Below are 17966 nucleotides of genomic sequence, written 5' to 3'. Positions count from 1 at the left end.
GCCACCACCCTGTAATTGAGATGAGCTAGATGAATTCCGATTTAAAAACGGATGCACAGTGGCGTCAACAACTTAACGATGAACAATATCGCATTACCCGACAGGCTGGCACCGAACCCGCTTTTTCCGGAGAGTATGTCGATCATGATGAAGCGGGTCATTATCACTGCATCTGTTGTGGGCAAGCCTTATTTGCTTCAGACGATAAATTTAATGCCGGTTGCGGCTGGCCAAGTTTCTCCTCACAACTCGAACATGGTGTGGTCACTCATCATCCGGATTACAGTCACAATATGGACCGGACCGAAGTCCGTTGCCAACAATGCGATGCGCATTTAGGACATGTATTTGACGATGGTCCAGCCCCCACGGGCCTGCGCTATTGTATTAATTCGGTTGCTCTCGATTTTCATGACAAAGACTGAATGGACGTTGTATATCATTGAGGCAGCCAACGGTCATCTTTATACCGGTATTACCACTGATTTAGAGCGGCGCTTAAAACAACATCAGAATCATAATGGTGGTGCTCGCTTCTTTCACACCAGTCAGGCTCAAAGAGTCGTTTATCATGAACAACACCCTGATCGTAGCAGTGCCAGCCGTCGCGAAGCGGCAATCAAAAAACTCAGCAGACAACAAAAACTGAACCTTATCGGTAAACCATCAGACCATGTATAATGGCGCGCTTTTTCAGCACGTCTGAATTTCTCCTTTAGATACAGGATTTTAACTTTGTTAAGCACTGCTAACATCACCATGCAATTTGGGGCCAAACCCCTGTTCGAAAATGTCTCGGTAAAATTCGGTGGAGGCAATCGTTACGGTCTGATCGGCGCCAACGGCTGTGGTAAATCAACTTTCATGAAAATTCTGGCCGGCGTCCAGGAGCCCACCTCCGGTAATGTGAGTTACGATCCCAACGAATCTTATGCGGTATTAAAGCAGGATCAGTTCGCTTACGAAGATCAGCGCGTCATTGATGTGGTTATTATGGGCAAACCTGACTTGTGGGAAGTGCACAAGGAGCGGGATCGGATTTATAACCTGCCGGAAATGAGTGAAGAAGATGGCCTGAAAGTCGCCGATCTGGAAGCTGAATACGCTGAGATGGATGGCTACACTGCTGAATCCAGAGCCGGAGAATTACTATTAGGTGTCGGCATACCCGTCGAACAGCATTATGGCCCGATGAGCGAAATCGCTCCTGGTTGGAAACTGCGTATTCTATTGGCTCAGGTACTTTTTGCTGATCCCGATATCATGTTGCTCGATGAGCCAACCAACCATTTGGATATCAATACCATTCGCTGGTTGGAAGATGTCTTAAGTCAGCGTAACAGCACCATGATCATCATTTCGCATGATCGCCATTTCCTCAATCGTATCTGTACCCATATGGCTGATATGGATTACGGCGAATTGCGGATTTATCCGGGTAATTATGATGAATACATGATTGCCTCAACTCAGGCTCGTGAACGTCTGCAATCTGACAATGCGAAGAAAAAAGCGCAGATCAAAGAGCTGCAGGAATTCGTATCACGATTCTCAGCTAATGCTTCGAAGGCAAAACAGGCAACTTCGCGTCAAAAACAAATGGAAAAAATTCAGCTGGATGACATTAAACCTTCCAGTCGGGTAAATCCTTTTATTCGTTTTAACCAGGAAAAGAAACTGTTCCGTAATGCATTGGAAGTCAGCAAGCTAACACAAGGCTACGATAACGAAAAACCGCTGTTTGAAAATTTCAGTTTTATGGCTGAAGTCGGTGAAAAGATTGCCGTGATTGGTCCTAACGGAATTGGTAAAACCACCTTTGTGAAAACCTTGGTCGGTGAACTGGCGCCAAAATCTGGCAACGTCAAATGGTCTGAAAACGTAAATATCGGTTATTACGCTCAGGATCATGATCATCTGTTTAAAAATGATATGACTTTGTTTGAATGGATGTCGCAATGGGGCAGCCCTGAAGATGATGAACAGGTTATTCGTGGCACGTTGGGTCGACTGCTGTTTTCTGGCCACCTGATCGATAAAAAAGTGAATGTACTGTCCGGTGGTGAAAAAGGCCGCATGTTATTTGGCAAATTGATTTTGCAAAAACCCAATATTCTGGTGATGGATGAACCGACCAACCACATGGACATGGAATCTATTGAGTCACTTAATCTGGCATTGGAAAACTATGAAGGCACTTTGATTTTCGTTTCGCATGACCGCGAATTCGTATCATCATTAGCGACCCGTGTATTTGATATGGAAAATGAAGGCATTACTGACTTTACCGGTACTTACGATGAGTACCTCAGAAGCCTTGGCATTAATAACTAAAGCTGATTAATCGATCAGGCCAATGTGATTTTTCAGCGCGTTGGCCTGCTTCCATCACTTTTGTTTGCGTGCTATGTTGAAATCCCAATAACGTAGTTGAGGATTTACAGCATGTTAAACCGTCATACGCTTAATTTATCTGCTCTGTTGGCAATGTTTTTAGCTTTTGCATTGCTGGCGCTTCCTAGTCACTCCTTTGCCGCATCTGCCTCCGAGATTGATATTAAAGTTGATGAAGCTCTGAAACGCTTCCAGACAGAAGTCTCCGGTGGTGATCGCTTCCTTGAAAAAGCTACCGGTGTTTTGGTTTTTCCGGATGTGATTAAAGCCGGATTTGGTATCGGCGGCGAATACGGTGAAGGTGCGTTACGCATTGGTGGCAGCACCGTGGACTACTACAACACTGCTGGAGCATCCATTGGCTTTCAATTAGGCGCTCAGCAAAAAACCGTCATCCTGGTGTTTATGACCGATGAGGCTTTACAACAATTTCGTAATAGTGATGGCTGGAAAGCAGGAGTTGATGGTTCGGTCGCGGTGGTTGAATGGGGCGTAGGTGAAGATATTAATACGACAAATATTCAAGACCCTATTGTGGGGTTTGTCTTCAGCAATAAAGGCCTGATGTATAACTTGACGCTCGAAGGCGCCAAGTTCACCAAACTAAATAAATAGAATTAGTCTTCTATACGAAATCCTAATTTGATAGTGACTTGCCAGTAACGGACACCGCCGTTTTCGATATAGCCGCGGGTGTCCGTTACTTCAAACCAATGCAGGTTTTTAACGGTTTCAGCAGCTTTGGCAATCGCATTTTCAATGGCTTTATCTGAACTCTCGGCTGAGCTGCCAGTGATTTCAATATGTTTATAAACATGTTCAGTCATAATATTTCCTTGTTATTTCCGTAAATAGATAAACCAGTAAAACAGGCCTACAAAGATACTGCCACCCAGCATATTGCCCAATGTCACCGGGATCAAGTTATGCCAGAAAAATCCGCCAATAGTCAGTTGTTCCGATACCATCATCGTGGTGGCAATTTCCGTTTGTGCCAATAAGCCTGCAGGGATAAAAAACATATTGGCTACACTGTGCTCGAACCCCAAGGCAACAAATGCTGTAATAGGAAATATTACTGCCAGCACCTTATCGGTGACACTGCGCCCCGCCATACACAACCAGACAGCAAGGCACACCAGAATATTGCACAATACGCCTCGAGTGAACGCTTCCATCCAGCTCAGGTTCACTTTACTGTCAGCAATTGCCACCACTTTCTGTCCAAGAGCCCCATCCCCCTGCCACCATAAACCACTTAAATACATCAACAGCAAAATCCCCAAAGCACCAATAAAATTACCCACATAAACAATTAACCAGTTATGAATCAATTGCCTGAGGCTGATTAGCCCATCAATGCACGCCATCACCAATAAATTATTACCGGTAAATAATTCTGCCCCGGCAACTACCACCAGAATCAAACCAAGGCAAAATGCCAGACCACCAATTAATCGCATCAAACCTGCTGGCATATTGCCAACGTCATAGGTCACAAGCGTAAAGAAAGCCGCCCCCAGCGCGATAAAGGCTCCGGCTAATAATGAAAGAGCAAATACTCTTAATGGATCAACCGTGCATTTACTCATGCTGGTTTTTTCTAGGCGGCGAGCAATTTCTGCAGGGGTATATGCATCTACTGAAAATGGATCCATAGGTATTTTCTCGATATTGAAAAATAAGTTAGCTGATAATCACATACCTGGGTGTACAGCACCATGCCCATCGAAATAAATGAATGATTTTGCTATCTTTTCATAGAGCGGGCACGTATAATTGCACGCTCGCAAATGTCACTTTTACAGCTTTGTTTCCAAAGCTGCCCATCACAGGTTATTCAATGTCCACACCAGAAAACGATACAACACCCTCATTCGCTGAGTTAGGGTTAGCCGCTCCAATTTTACAAGCCGTACAACAACTCGGTTATGAAACACCATCGCCAATTCAGGCGCAAAGTATCCCGCCGTTACTGGCTGGTAGAGACTTACTGGGTCAAGCCCAAACCGGCACCGGTAAAACCGCAGCCTTTGCCTTACCGCTGTTAAGCCGTTTGGATCTAAAAAACAAAGCCACCCAAATGTTGGTATTAGCACCAACCCGTGAGTTGGCGATCCAGGTTTCTGAAGCGATTCAAAGTTACGCTCGTCACCTGAAAGATTTCCATATTCTGCCTATTTATGGCGGTCAAAGCATGGGTATCCAATTACGTTCATTACAACGTAAACCACAAGTCGTGGTTGGTACGCCTGGTCGTATTCTGGATCACATCCGTCGCGGTACATTGAAGCTGGATAAACTTGAAGCATTAGTGCTTGATGAAGCTGATGAAATGCTGCGTATGGGTTTTATTGATGATGTCGAAACCATCCTCAAAGAAACCCCTGAAAACCGCCAGGTAGCGTTATTTTCAGCAACCATGCCCGGCCCTATTCACCGTGTCGCACAGAAATATCTGAAAGATCCGGTAGATGTTCGTATTCAATCCAAAACGTCAACTGTTACCACCATTAACCAGCGTTATTGGCAAGTGACCGGCATGCACAAACTGGATGCCTTAACCCGTATTCTGGAAGTCGAAGACTTTGATGGCATGATCATTTTCGTGCGCACCAAAAATGCCACGGTAGAATTGGCTGAAAAACTTGAAGCTCGTGGTTATTCCGCTTCTGCGATAAATGGCGATATGAATCAGGCGCTGCGTGAAAAAACCATCGAACGCATGAAAAAAGGCAGTATCGATATTCTGATTGCTACCGACGTCGCTGCACGAGGTCTGGATATTGAACGCATGAGCCACGTGGTCAACTACGATATTCCTTACGATACTGAATCTTATGTACATCGCATCGGCCGAACCGGCCGTGCTGGTCGTAAAGGTGAAGCTATTCTGTTTGTCTCTCCTCGCGAAACCCGTATGTTGAGTGCAATTGAAAAGGCCACACGCCAAGTCATTACTAAAATGCAATTACCAAGCAGCGAAGATATTGCTGATCGCCGTGTATTGCAATTTATGGAACAACTCAGTGAAACCATTGAGTCGCAAGAATTGGCGTATTTCGAAACATTGATCAGTCAGTACCAAAAAGAACATGATGCCGATCCGATTGCCATCGCCGCCGCGTTAGCATTTTTAGTACAAAAAGATCGTCCATTGAAACCAGTCAAGCATGTTACCGAACGTCCAGCTCGTGAAGATCGTGAACGCGCACCACGCCAAGAGCGTGATCGTAGTGAACGGCCAGCTCGTGGCAGTCGTGATGAACGTCCACCACGTGAGAAACGTCCAGCTCGTCAACATCCGAATGAACCGGATATGGATACTTACCGCGTTGAAGTGGGTCGTGCAGATAAAATTGAGCCACGTAATCTGGTTGGTGCAATTGCCAATGAATCGGGTATCGAAAGTCAGTTTATCGGTCGTATTACCATCAATGAAGATCACAGTCTGATTGACCTGCCACAAGGCATGCCAAAAGATATGTTCCAGCAATTACGTAAGATTTGGGTCAACAGTAAGCAGCTGAACATGAGTCTGGCAACAGATGAAGCAGTAGCAGAAAGTGCTGCAGATCGTCCATCACGTCGTAACTTCAGCAAAGATCGTAAAGATGGTCCAAAAAGTAAACCAGCCAAGAAGTTTAAGAAAAGCTAAGAAATAAGTTTTTTCATTACTAAAAAGTCACTGCTAGCAGTGACTTTTTTGAGCATGCCACAATAGCGTCCATGCTCAATATCATCTGGATTGCCTTTTTTCTGATCGCCTTTGCGGTAGCTTTATTTAAGCTGCTTGTATTGGGCGACAGTGAAATCTTCAGCCAGATCATGCAGGCAATGTTTGCCCTCTCCAAAACCGCTTTCGAAATTGCTATCGGCCTGACCGGCATTCTCGCGCTGTGGTTAGGCATTATGAAAATTGGTGAGCGTAGCGGATTTGTTGAACTCTTAACTCGTGGCCTATCTCCCCTGTTTACCCGCTTGATGCCTGAAGTACCCAAAAATCACCCAGCGCTCGGGGCGATGGTGATGAATATCTCAGCCAATGCTTTGGGATTGGACAATGCCGCAACTCCACTTGGCATAAAAGCGATACAGGAATTGCAGAAGCTTAATCCCTTAAAAGATACCGCCAGTAATGCACAGATTTTGTTTCTGGTGATTAATACCTCTGCCGTCACGTTATTCCCAGTTACTATTTTTACTTACCGTGCTCAGATGGGCGCTGCCAATCCGACAGATGTTTTTATTCCATTATTAATCGCTACCTATTTTTCAACTTTGATCGGCTTGATTACGGTAGCTGCGGTACAAAAAATCAATCTGCTGGATAAAGTTGTGTTGATGTACCTGGGTGGATTCAGTGCTTTTGTATTTGGTTTACTGGCTTATTTTGCCAGTCTGGAACAACAACAAATGCTGGTTCAATCAGCGGTAATCAGTAATGTGGTGATTTTTTCACTGGTGATTGCTTTTATCGTCGCTGCAGCCTGGCAACGGGTAAGTGCCTATGAGGCCTTTATTGAGGGAGCCAAAGAAGGCTTTTCAACCGCAGTAATGATTATTCCTTATCTGGTTGCCATGCTGGTCGCTATCGGTGTTTTCCGAGCCAGTGGCGCGCTTGAATTGCTTGCTGATGGTGTGCGTGCAGTAGTATTGGCAATTGGACTGGATGACAGATTTGTCGATGCTTTGCCAACGGCGCTAATGAAACCGTTTAGCGGCAGCGGCGCACGCGCCATGATGATCGATACCATGGAAGTACATGGTGCCGATTCGTTTGCCGGTCGACTTGCTTCTATTGTTCAGGGCAGCACCGAAACGACTTTTTATGTGTTGGCGGTGTATTTCGGTGCGGTAGGCATTAAGAAAATTCGTCATGCTATTGCTTGCGGTCTGGCAGCAGATGTCGCAGGTATCACCGCAGCGATTATTATCGCCTATTGGTTTTTTGGTTAATTCATAACTACAACAAAACTTGTCTATTCAAAGCTCAAAATAAACCTTCAGTAAACTACAAATTCTGCTACATTTTATCGCCCGTTCAAGGGCTTAGTCAGGTTATGCCGTTACAGCTAAGGTCACTTATTCTTCTGGAGAATCGCTTTTTTGAACGCTCAGTCTGTTGTTGATTTTGCTGTGTTCGATCTTATTGCCGATGCGCTGACTACCCAAGGTTATTGCATCCTACCTCAATTATTGCCACCCGCTTTAACCCATGATCTATATCGTCGGGTTGCCCGTCTGGATGAACATAATGATTTAGAACGGGCTGGCATTGGCCGAGAACAAAAGCATCAGTTAAATGAAAATATCCGTAGCGATGAAACCCGCTGGCTGGATTCGGAAAATAATGTTGATCAGGCTTATCTCAACCATATGTCCGATTTTCGTCTGGCAATGAATCAACGGTTGTTTTTAGGCTTGTTTGATTATGAAGCGCATTATGCACATTACCCCAGCGGCGCGTTCTATAAACGCCATGTAGATGCATTTAAAGGTCAATCCAGTCGGATTTTAACCACGGTGATGTATTTAAATCCTTTCTGGCAGACTCAGGATGGCGGTCAATTACAGATCTATGATCTTAATGATGATAGTCTGATTACCTCTGTCGAACCTGAAATGGGCACTTTTGTGGTTTTTTTAAGTGAGCAATTTCCACACGAAGTCTTACCGGCCAAACGTGATCGCTACAGCATCGCAGGATGGTTTCGGGTTCATGATCCGCTACAGGCACCAATGATATGAATACAAACTTTGAGATTCTGGAATTAGGCCAAAGTGATTTACGTCGCGTCGCTCTACCAGTCACCGATATAAATGATGTGGTTTTACAACAGAACATTGATGATTTGATCGTGTTTGTACAGCAACGCGGTGGCATGGGCATTGCAGCCACCCAAGTCGGCATTAACCAACGCTTTTTTATTATGTCGAGTCATCCCAATGAACGTTATCCCTATGCACCGGATATGCCTGCAACCTGTGTAATTAATCCGGAAATTATTTGGCATTCCGCTGCGGTGGAAAAAGACTGGGAAGGTTGTTTGAGTGTCCCCGGATTACGTGCCTTGGTTCCACGTTATCAGCAAATTGAAGTCCGTTACAGCCTACGTGATGGTACCCAAATACAAGTAAAATATGATGATTTCATGGCCAGACTGTTTCAGCATGAACTGGATCATTTGGATGGAAAGGTATTTGTTGATCGGGTGGAATCGACAATGGATATGATGACCGAATCAAGCTGGCGGTCGATGCTGGCGGAAAAAGCCCGGAGCAATGCTAAGTAATGGCACAACAATTTGATAGCTTATCTGATCGCTTAATTGAGTTTATTCTCCAACAGCATCTGTTTTTCGTGGCAACGGCAACGGCTGACAGTCGAGTTAACGTTTCACCCAAAGGCATGGACTCACTACGGGTGTTAAATAGTAATCGGGTGATCTGGTTGAATGTGACTGGTAGCGGCAACGAAACCGCTGCACATATAGAAAAAAATCCACGGATGACTTTGATGTTTTGTGCTTTTGAAGGCAAACCTTTAATTTTGAGACTCTACGGCCAGGCTCGAGCGGTTCATCATAAGGATCCTGAGTGGCAATCACTTTATGGTTTATTTGACGCATTGCCCGGTGCCAGACAGATATTTATTTTGGATATTGATTTGGTACAAACCTCTTGCGGCATGGCTGTTCCCTATTTGGATTATGTCGGTGAACGCGAACTACTGAATAACTGGGCTGAGCGCAAAGGGGAGATAGGTATTAAAGACTATTGGCGCGAAAAAAATCAGTTCACGGTGGATGGACTGGAAACCGAAATTGTCACAAAGAATATTTAGCCTTTTTCGACTTACTATTGGCCAAACATTTCACCCACCGCTTTTGCCAAAGTTTCCGAACGCTTTGGATTACGCAAAACCTGCATAATCGGTTGACGCATACCTGGAATAAATAACAAATCAGCTAATAACTGACTAAAGCCTGGTTGCCCAGCGTCATTATGAGCAAGTTGCTCAAGATACAATTCACAGATGGGTGGTTTGGCCAACGTAAGCCAAATACGACCACTAATGATAGCCAACACTTCAATTTCACGACTGCAGCGATGTTTCAGCACCTGCGTAACCATACGTTCCACTAATCCACGTGCCGGGCTATTGGACGCAGCCCGTAAACAGGAAATGATTTTGACCGTATCCGGCTGTTTTTCCTGCAACTGAATATCGACCTGTTGCGCCAATACTTCTACCACACCCGCTGCCGGACTGGCATGTTCCAGCAATACACAAAGGTTATGAAATGGTTCTTGCGGTAGCTTCGGCAATAGTTGAATCAACCCCAAAGTACCTTCATTGGTATCTAAACGAATGGCAAAATCGGCAAGACCTTGCATTGCCAGTCCCGGCCATTTATCCAATGACAGATCACCTGTGAAATAACGGTAAGCAGAGTCGTAATATTTTGATGGGGACAGTTTCAAGGCATATGTGGCATGCGCATTAAAAGCCGCCATTCGATCCTGTCGCGGCTCAAAGGTAAATGGACTATCTTTTAAAGCACCCTGAATTTTGTCACCATCTGCTGCGGCCAACATAGCTTCGCCAAGTCTTTCCAGCAGCATCAGTAAAAACGCATCACGTGCATCAGGAATCAATAACCCCTGCTCATCTAATGGGAATTGCAAAAACCAAACATATTGTTTTTCTGCTGCATCCGGATGCCAAAAAATGATGCCCAGTTGGGCAAACCGTTTGAATGGATAAGGATATGGTCGCTGGCAATTATCAAAACTGACAAACTGTTCAGGGGTTAATTTACAGACCCTGCGGCCCATATCAAACACCCGATACTGGGCGCCACTTTGACGCAGAAATTTGCTCAAGGTGTTGATCTGTCCAATATCCATATATTGCTCCGTATCAGGTACGGTATTCGGCGTTGATTTTCACGTAATCGTAAGAGAAATCACAGGTCCACACTGTTTTGGCAACCTCGCCTCTACCAAGTTTTACCTGGATGGTTATTTCTGACTGTGACATCACCTGTTGGCCTTTTTCTTCAGTATAGTCAGCAGCGGGTTGACCACCATCGACAATGCATACGGCATCCAGATAAATAGCGATTTTTGATAAGTCGAGATTGGGTAAACCACTACGACCTACCGCTGCCAAAATACGACCCCAGTTTGGGTCTGAAGCAAATAAAGCGGTTTTTACTAGCGGTGAATGTGCAATGGTGTAGGCGACTTGCTTACATTCGTCTTCATCAGCGCCTTGCTCAACATCAATACTGATAAATTTGGTTGCACCCTCGCCGTCACGCACGATAGCTTGGGCCAGAAAACGGCTTAATAAATTAAGTGCTTCGATAAATTGCTGCGCTTCAACGCTATCCATATCTTCAATCGAAGCATTACCCGCCTGACCAGTTGCTATAAGAATACAGGCATCGTTGGTGGACGTATCGCCATCAACGGTGATGCTGTTAAAAGACTGCTCCATCGAAACTTCAAGCATCTTTTGTAAAATTAATGGGCTTATCGCCGCATCAGTAGCAATATATGACAGCATCGTAGCCATATCGGGGCGTATCATGCCAGAACCTTTGGCAATACCTGTCAGGGTTATTTTCTGCCCATTTAGAGACAACTCTACGGTGCGGGCCTTGGCAATGGTATCGGTAGTCATAATGGCATGGGCTGCCGCAAACCAATTATCAGCCTGTAATTTTCCAAAGGCATCCGGTAATGCAGTGGTTATTTTGTCTACGGGTAACGGTTGACCAATCACACCGGTAGAAAAAGGCAACACCGCACTTGCATCACATTGACCGAGTTCGGCCACAGCCTGACAACATGCTTTTGCTGCAGCTAGGCCCGCATCGCCAGTTCCAGCATTAGCATTTCCAGAATTTATCAATAGAAAGCGTGTTGCGGATTGGGTCTGATTTTCTCTGGCAATTAATACCGGCGCCGCACAAAACGCATTACGGGTATACACCGCTGCAGTATGACTTCCGGCGGCCAGTTCGATTAAAACCACATCCTGACGGCCTGGTTTTTTGATGCCCGCACTGGCGGTAGCTAATCGGATACCGTTGACAGGTTTTAATTCAGCAGCGATTGGAGCAGAGAGATTAACTGCCATTATTTAATCGCGCCATGGCAATTTTTGAATTTTTTACCACTGCCGCATGGGCACGGATCATTGCGGCCGACTTTTTTACCTTCTCGTGTTAATGGCTGATTCGCTGACGGATGATCAGCTTCTGCTTCAGCTTCGGCAGATGGACTGGCGTGCTGATATTCCACATCTGCAGATTGACGGCGTTGTTCATCAACTGCTTCAACATCTTCCGGTGCCCGCACCTTAACGCGAGAAATTAAACTGATAACATCATGTTTCAAGCTATCCAGCATAGCGGTGAACAGCTGGAATGCCTCACGTTTGTATTCTTGCTTAGGATCTTTTTGAGCGTAGCCACGTAGATTGATGCCTTGACGTAAATAATCCATTTGCGCCAGATGTTCTTTCCATTGGGTATCCAGTGTTTGCAACATAATGGCTTTCTCGAAATGTCGCATCAGCTCTGCACCAACTGTGGCTTCCTTGGCCTGACAAGCCGACTCAGCTTCATCAATAATACGTTGGCGCAAAGTTTCTTCGTGCAGACTATCGTCTGCTTCCAACCAGCCACTAATATCTAAGTCCAAGGCAAAATCATCACGCAGTGCCTGTTCCAAACCAGTGACATTCCATTGTTCATCAATGCTGTTTGGCGGAATATAAAGACTGATAACATCGTTAATCACGCTGCTGCGCATTGAAATAATGGATTCAGAAACATCTTCCGATGCCATTAATTCATTACGTTGCTCGTAAATCACTTTACGCTGATCGTTAGCCACATCATCGAATTGCAGTAATTGTTTACGGATATCAAAGTTATGCCCTTCAACTTTGCGTTGCGCATTTTCAATGGCTCGACTAACCCATGGGTGTTCAATGGCTTCGCCTTCTTCCATACCCAGTTTTTGCATCAAGCCGGCCATGCGATCTGAGGCAAAAATCCGCATCAAATTATCTTCAAGCGACAGATAAAAACGGGTAGAACCGGGATCGCCCTGACGACCTGAACGACCGCGCAACTGGTTATCAATACGGCGAGATTCGTGGCGTTCGGTACCTATAATATGTAAACCACCGGCTTGCAAAACCAAATCATGACGTTGTTGCCAATCGGCTTTCACTTTTGCTTTTGCAGCGTCATCAGCATCTTCGCCCAACTTATCCAGCTCAGCTTCAAGACTGCCCCCCAAAACGATATCCGTACCACGACCCGCCATATTGGTGGCAATGGTCACTGATCCTGGTTTACCTGCTTCAGCAATAATATGGGCTTCTTTCTCATGGAATTTCGCATTCAACACTTCATGAGGAATTTTGGCTTTGGTCAGCAATTTATCAAGGTATTCCGAACTCTCAATCGAAGCTGTACCAACTAAAACGGGCTGCTTACGTTTAATACATTCCTGGATATCTAATAGAATTGCGTCGAACTTTTCTTTAGCCGTTAAATAAATTCGATCTGCTTCGTCTTTACGTTGCATTGGTCGATGTGTCGGAATAACGACAACTTCCAAACCATAAATTGACTGTAATTCGTAAGCTTCTGTATCAGCGGTACCGGTCATACCGGATAATTTTTTATACAGACGGAAGTAGTTCTGGAAGGTGATTGAAGCCAGTGTTTGATTCTCGTTTTGAATCTTCACGCCTTCTTTGGCTTCTATTGCTTGATGTAAGCCTTCAGACCAACGGCGGCCTGGCATGGTACGGCCAGTAAATTCATCGACGATAATGATCTGATCGTCCTGAACAATATATTCGACATCACGATGGAATAAAACATGGGCGCGCAAGGCGGCAGTAACGTGATGCATCAAACCGATATTGGCCGCATCATACAAACTTGCATCGGCCTCCAGCAGACCGGCATCAGTCAATAACTGCTCGATTTTCTCATGGCCAGCTTCAGTGAAATGAACCTGTTTATTCTTTTCATCTACGGTGTAATCACCAGCGACTTTGATATCGTCATCTTCACCTTCTTGTTTGGTGAGATGGGGAATTAGGGTGTTTATTTGTACATAACGCTCAGAGCTGTCTTCCGCCGGACCGGAAATAATCAGTGGTGTTCTGGCTTCGTCGATCAGGATGGAGTCAACTTCATCGATAACCGCAAAATTCAGTGGGCGCTGTACACGGTCTTCCAAACGAAAAGCCATGTTATCGCGAAGGTAATCAAAGCCAAATTCATTATTGGTACCGTAGGTGATGTCCGCGGCGTAAGCTTCACGACGTTCATCTCCACTCAAACCACTGACAATAACTCCGGTGGTTAAACCAAGGAAGCCATAAAGTTTACTCATCCACGCCGAGTCACGCTTGGCAAGATAATCATTGACTGTGATTACGTGAACACCTTCGCCAGTCAACGCATTTAGATAGACCGCTAAGGTTGCGACCAGTGTTTTACCTTCACCGGTTTTCATCTCAGCGACTTTGCCATCGTTGAGAACCATACCGCCAATCAACTGAACATCAAAATGGCGCATTTCCATTACACGCTTGCCGGCTTCACGAACTACTGCAAATGCTTCAACCAAAATATCATTGAGGGTTTGGCCGTCATTCAGTCTTTGTTTAAATTCGATGGTTTTGGATTTTAAGGCAGCGTCATCCAGCTTTTCGTATTCGCTTTCCAATTCATTGATAAGGCCAATTTGTTTCTGCAGCTTTTTGATTACACGATCATTGCGACTGCCAAAAACCTTACTGAAAAACTTGCCTACCATGACTGAACTACCTGTTGAATTGAGTCGAATTGACGACGGTTTGATAAATCACGTGATTATAACGCGTACTATTGAGAAGATCGAAGATCAACTTCATCTTTTAAGTGGTGACAGAATGTGTAATTACAAGTGGGATTATTCGATGTAATTAAATGGATTTACGGATTTACCGTCTCGCAGCACTTCAAAATGAACATGAGGACCAGTTGATCGGCCAGTTGACCCCATCAACGCAATGACATCACCTTTATTGACCCGATCTCCAGTACTCACTTCCAGCGATTTATTGTGGGCGTAACGTGTTACGTAGCCATTACCGTGATCGATCTCTACCAAACCACCATAACCGCCACGCATACCTGCCCAACTTACAATGCCATCTGCTACAGAAATAACGGCACTACCGGTTTTTCCTGCAAAATCAATTCCGTCGTGAAAGGATTTTTTTCCGTTGAACGGATCTACTCGATAGCCATAAAAAGATGATATCCAGCCTTCATCGACAGGTCTGCCAGTTGGGATGGCACCAGTGATATTTTCGTTGGTAATCAAATAATCTTGTAATGCCGTTAAGGTATCTTGTTGATTAGCAAAGTCTTGAGACAAACGAACTAAACTTTCTTCAAATTCAGCATTGGATAACCAGTCACCTGATGTTTCGATGCCGCCCATGCCTGGAGCAAATTCCAAATCAAAGTCACTTACTTCAAACCCTGCAATTTCCGCTAATCGTTGGCTAAGCATTTTCAAGCGAATGGCTTCCGCCTGCAATCCACCAAGCTGTTGCGCATAGAAACCTTGAATGGCTTCATTAGCAGTCGTGTCATCACTTATAGAATAGGGATCGGTTTTAGGTGTGAGAAGTTGAGCGGTAGGGAAAAATTTTGAATCTTCAGTAGATGTCAGAGTGGTCTTTTCATCAATGTAGTTCATTGCCGAGATAGTCACTGCAATGGTGATTGATAACACAAACATTGTCAGCAACATCAGACTGGTTCGGCTTAAATGCCAGTTCTTATGGCCGGTATTGTCGGCGGATATTATGATAATCTGCATACTTATCCTCGTCCCGGTATTGAGACATGTCAAATAAACCGCTTCATTTTGCAACTGTGTGCCAAAGTAATCAGCAACTACAGCAAATCGCGAAGCGCGCCCAAAAATTAACTCAGCTTAACAGCATTCTGCAAGAAATTTTACCTTCGCAGTTCGCAGGGCATTGCCAGCTGGCAAATCTGAATGACAATAAAATTATCATCCATACCGAAAGTGCGGCAATTGCAAGCTTGTTACGCTTTCATTCCGCAACCATTTGTAAGACACTTTCCAACCAATTGGCTGTTAACATTGATCGCGTCGAAGTCAAAGTAAAACCGGGGCAATCTGCCCAGAAATCACCAAGATCCAACACGATTGATATGTCCAATAACAATGCAGCGCTGATTGCTCAGACCGCCGCCGGCTTGGACGATGGTCAGCTCAAAACAGCGCTGCATAAACTCGCAAAGCGAGGTGAATTTTCTAATGACTCCTAGCTGACTATTGAAGCAGCTGGTCGACTGAATACAATCGGTGCATCTGCATCTTCTTCAAATGTCACCAATTCCCAACAATCTTGTTGAGCCAGAAGTTTGCGTAATAAACGATTGTTAACCTCGTGGCCCGATTTATGACCAACGAAAGCGCCAATCAAACTATGTCCTAATAAATACAGATCACCAATTGCATCAAGCACTTTGTGACGAACGAACTCATCTTCGTAACGTAGACCATCTTCATTCAAAACACGAAAGTCATCTACAACGATCGCGTTGTCCATACTGCCACCAAGCGCAAGATTCATTTCACGCAATTTTTCGATATCTTTCATAAACCCGAAAGTCCGGGCACGGCTGACTTCACGAACAAATGATGTGGAGGAGAAATCAACATCGACTTGTTGTGGTCTGCCAGTAAATGCCGGATGTTCAAAATCAATGGTAAAAGAGACTTTGAACCCTTCAAATGGCTCAAACTTAGCCCATTTATCACCGTCTTCCAGTAATACAGGCTTTTTGATACGAATAAATTGTTTAGCAACTGACTGTTCTTCGATACCTGCAGATTGCACCAGAAACACAAATGGTCCGGCACTGCCGTCCATAATCGGTACTTCTGCGGCATTGAGGTCAATATAAGCATTATCGATACCCAGCCCGGCAAAGGCTGACAATAAATGTTCAACTGTTGAAACCCGCTGACCATTTTGGACTAGTGTGGTTGACAGGGCAGTCTCACCCACATTCTCCGCTTTGGCTTCGATTTCAACGACTGGATCTAAATCGACTCGACGGAAGATTATGCCTGTATTCGGGGCAGCCGGACGCAATGTTAAATAAACCATCTCACCGCTGTGTAATCCCACACCTGTGGCACGAATCACATTTTTCAATGTTCGCTGCTTAATCAAGGTGCTCTACCCCCTTCTAGTTTAATCATCCGACAATAATATCATAGGCTTATATTACATAACCATCTTCGTTAGTCAGCTTGTCGGCGTAAAAAGGCTGGAATGTCTAAATAATCCATGTTGACATCACCATTGGCCACTTGTTTATGTTCGCTATTCCGACCATTACGTAAAACAGTTGGTTCGTCATAGTCGATATCAATTGGCTTTTTGACAATTTCAATTTGCGGTGCTGAAGCAGTTTCGACTGGTTTCACTACTGCGGCTCTTGCTGCGCCCAAACCAGTGGCAACAACCGTTACACGCAATTCATCAGTCATATCAGGATCAATTACGGTACCCACAACCACTGTTGCGTCTTCTGAAGCAAATTCTTTAATGGTATTACCCACTTCTTCAAACTCACCGATGCTCATATCCAGACCTGCAGTGATATTAACCAATACACCGCGGGCACCCGCCAAATCAACATCTTCCAACAGCGGACTAGATACCGCTAGTCTTGCTGCTTCAGAAGCACGATTTTCGCCAGAAGCACGGCCTGTTCCCATCATCGCCATACCCATTTCTGACATAACAGTTCTTACGTCAGCAAAGTCGACATTGATCATACCTTCACGAGTAATCAGTTCAGCAATACCCTGAACAGCACCCAGTAATACGTCGTTGGCTGATTTAAAGGCATTAAGCAAGCTCATTTCCTTGCCTAATACTTTCAGTAGTTTTTCATTTGGAATGGTAATCAATGAGTCAACATGCTGACCCAATTCTTCAATACCTGCCGCAGCCACTTTCAAGCGTTTAGCGCCTTCGAAAGGGAAAGGCTTAGTTACAACAGCTACGGTCAAAATCCCCATTTCTTTGGCAACCTGAGCAACAACAGGAGCCGCACCCGTTCCTGTACCACCACCCATACCGGCGGTAATGAACACCATATCGGCACCACGGATTACATCCATGATACGTTCACGATCTTCTAATGCTGCCTGACGACCTACATCTGGATTGGCACCGGCACCAAGTCCTTTAGTAATATCAGTTCCTAGTTGTAAATGTGTGGTGGCATTACTTTTACGTAAAGCCTGTGCATCAGTATTGGCACAGATAAAATCAACACCTTCGATTTTACTGGCTACCATGTGTTCCAATGCGTTACCACCGCCACCACCAACACCGATGACTTTAATAACCGCATTCGCTGTATATGTATCAATCAATTCAAATGTCATGATTTTCTCCCCTCTTCATTAACCAACAT

At 44.8% G+C, this 17966-nt stretch carries 18 protein-coding genes; 10 read left to right on the top strand and 8 right to left on the bottom strand.

Features of this window, described 5'->3' with window-relative positions; genetic code table 11:
* The first annotated feature begins 29 nt into the window (after positions 1-29).
* From msrB to A9E74_RS06100, 4 genes are all read left to right on the top strand, one after another.
* Positions 30-425 carry a peptide-methionine (R)-S-oxide reductase MsrB gene (msrB, locus tag A9E74_RS06115; protein ID WP_069295762.1) on the top strand — a complete coding sequence of 132 codons (396 nt, stop codon included), beginning with the start codon at positions 30-32 and terminating at the stop codon, positions 423-425.
* Positions 412-681 carry a GIY-YIG nuclease family protein gene (locus A9E74_RS06110; protein ID WP_069295761.1) on the top strand — a complete coding sequence of 90 codons (270 nt, stop codon included), beginning with the start codon at positions 412-414 and terminating at the stop codon, positions 679-681. Before msrB ends, A9E74_RS06110 begins: the two co-directional genes overlap by 14 nt.
* Positions 682-735: 54 nt before the next feature.
* Positions 736-2334 (top strand): ABC-F family ATPase, encoded by a 1599-nt coding sequence (locus A9E74_RS06105; protein ID WP_069295760.1) that lies wholly within the window; start codon positions 736-738, stop codon positions 2332-2334.
* A gap of 111 nt (positions 2335-2445) precedes the next feature.
* Positions 2446-3009: a BPSL1445 family SYLF domain-containing lipoprotein gene (locus tag A9E74_RS06100; protein WP_069295759.1), complete on the top strand. Its 564-nt coding sequence runs from the start codon at positions 2446-2448 to the stop codon at positions 3007-3009.
* 2 nt (positions 3010-3011) lie between these two features.
* On the opposite strand, the gene A9E74_RS06095 is transcribed toward A9E74_RS06100, so the two are convergent.
* Complete coding sequence (locus tag A9E74_RS06095; protein ID WP_069295758.1) at positions 3012-3221, bottom strand: dodecin; 210 nt, start codon at positions 3219-3221, stop codon at positions 3012-3014.
* A gap of 12 nt (positions 3222-3233) precedes the next feature.
* Entirely contained in the window at positions 3234-4052 is an 819-nt protein-coding gene (locus A9E74_RS06090; protein ID WP_069295757.1) for a formate/nitrite transporter family protein, read from the bottom strand.
* A 185-nt stretch (positions 4053-4237) separates the two neighbouring features.
* On the opposite strand from A9E74_RS06090, the gene A9E74_RS06085 reads away from it, so the two are divergent.
* The 5 genes from A9E74_RS06085 (at position 4238) to A9E74_RS06065 (ending at position 9241) form a co-directional block, all read left to right on the top strand.
* Complete coding sequence (locus tag A9E74_RS06085; protein ID WP_069295756.1) at positions 4238-6052, top strand: DEAD/DEAH box helicase; 1815 nt, start codon at positions 4238-4240, stop codon at positions 6050-6052.
* 71 nt (positions 6053-6123) lie between these two features.
* Positions 6124-7353, top strand: a complete 1230-nt coding sequence (locus A9E74_RS06080) for a nucleoside recognition domain-containing protein (RefSeq protein ID WP_069295755.1) — start codon at positions 6124-6126, stop codon at positions 7351-7353.
* A 150-nt stretch (positions 7354-7503) separates the two neighbouring features.
* Positions 7504-8145 carry a 2OG-Fe(II) oxygenase gene (locus tag A9E74_RS06075; RefSeq protein WP_069295754.1) on the top strand — a complete coding sequence of 214 codons (642 nt, stop codon included), beginning with the start codon at positions 7504-7506 and terminating at the stop codon, positions 8143-8145.
* Complete coding sequence (gene def / locus A9E74_RS06070; protein WP_069295753.1) at positions 8142-8690, top strand: peptide deformylase; 549 nt, start codon at positions 8142-8144, stop codon at positions 8688-8690. Before A9E74_RS06075 ends, def begins: the two co-directional genes overlap by 4 nt.
* Entirely contained in the window at positions 8690-9241 is a 552-nt protein-coding gene (locus A9E74_RS06065) for a pyridoxamine 5'-phosphate oxidase family protein (RefSeq protein ID WP_069295752.1), read from the top strand. Before def ends, A9E74_RS06065 begins: the two co-directional genes overlap by 1 nt.
* A gap of 14 nt (positions 9242-9255) precedes the next feature.
* Here A9E74_RS06065 and A9E74_RS06060 read toward each other — a convergent pair whose 3' ends face one another.
* The 4 genes from A9E74_RS06060 to A9E74_RS06045 all read right to left on the bottom strand — a co-directional run bounded on the left by A9E74_RS06060 (position 9256) and on the right by A9E74_RS06045 (position 15315).
* Complete coding sequence (locus A9E74_RS06060; protein ID WP_069295751.1) at positions 9256-10308, bottom strand: DUF3549 family protein; 1053 nt, start codon at positions 10306-10308, stop codon at positions 9256-9258.
* A gap of 13 nt (positions 10309-10321) precedes the next feature.
* A complete protein-coding gene (gene argJ / locus A9E74_RS06055; RefSeq protein ID WP_069295750.1) occupies positions 10322-11548 on the bottom strand; it encodes a bifunctional glutamate N-acetyltransferase/amino-acid acetyltransferase ArgJ in 1227 nt (408 codons plus the stop codon).
* Positions 11548-14259 carry a preprotein translocase subunit SecA gene (gene secA / locus A9E74_RS06050; RefSeq protein WP_069295749.1) on the bottom strand — a complete coding sequence of 904 codons (2712 nt, stop codon included), beginning with the start codon at positions 14257-14259 and terminating at the stop codon, positions 11548-11550. The genes argJ and secA overlap by 1 nt, the downstream gene beginning before the upstream one ends.
* 135 nt (positions 14260-14394) lie before the next feature.
* Entirely contained in the window at positions 14395-15315 is a 921-nt protein-coding gene (locus A9E74_RS06045; protein WP_069295748.1) for a M23 family metallopeptidase, read from the bottom strand.
* Positions 15316-15341: 26 nt separating this feature from the next.
* Here A9E74_RS06045 and A9E74_RS06040 point away from each other — a divergent pair, with 26 nt between their 5' ends.
* On the top strand, positions 15342-15794 hold the full coding sequence (locus A9E74_RS06040) for a DUF721 domain-containing protein (RefSeq protein WP_069295747.1): 453 nt from the start codon (positions 15342-15344) through the stop codon (positions 15792-15794).
* On the opposite strand, the gene lpxC is transcribed toward A9E74_RS06040, so the two are convergent.
* Both lpxC and ftsZ read right to left on the bottom strand, forming a co-directional pair.
* Positions 15791-16708: a UDP-3-O-acyl-N-acetylglucosamine deacetylase gene (gene lpxC / locus A9E74_RS06035; RefSeq protein ID WP_069295746.1), complete on the bottom strand. Its 918-nt coding sequence runs from the start codon at positions 16706-16708 to the stop codon at positions 15791-15793. The genes A9E74_RS06040 and lpxC overlap by 4 nt on opposite strands.
* Positions 16709-16779: 71 nt before the next feature.
* A complete protein-coding gene (gene ftsZ, locus A9E74_RS06030) occupies positions 16780-17937 on the bottom strand; it encodes a cell division protein FtsZ (RefSeq protein WP_069295745.1) in 1158 nt (385 codons plus the stop codon).
* Positions 17938-17966 lie beyond the last annotated feature (29 nt).

This window comes from Methylophaga muralis (assembly GCF_001720165.1).
Taxonomy (GTDB): Bacteria; Pseudomonadota; Gammaproteobacteria; order Nitrosococcales; family Methylophagaceae; genus Methylophaga; species Methylophaga muralis.
The sequence above is the reverse complement of the archived record's forward strand: the minus strand, read 5'-3'. Positions and strand labels throughout refer to the sequence as shown.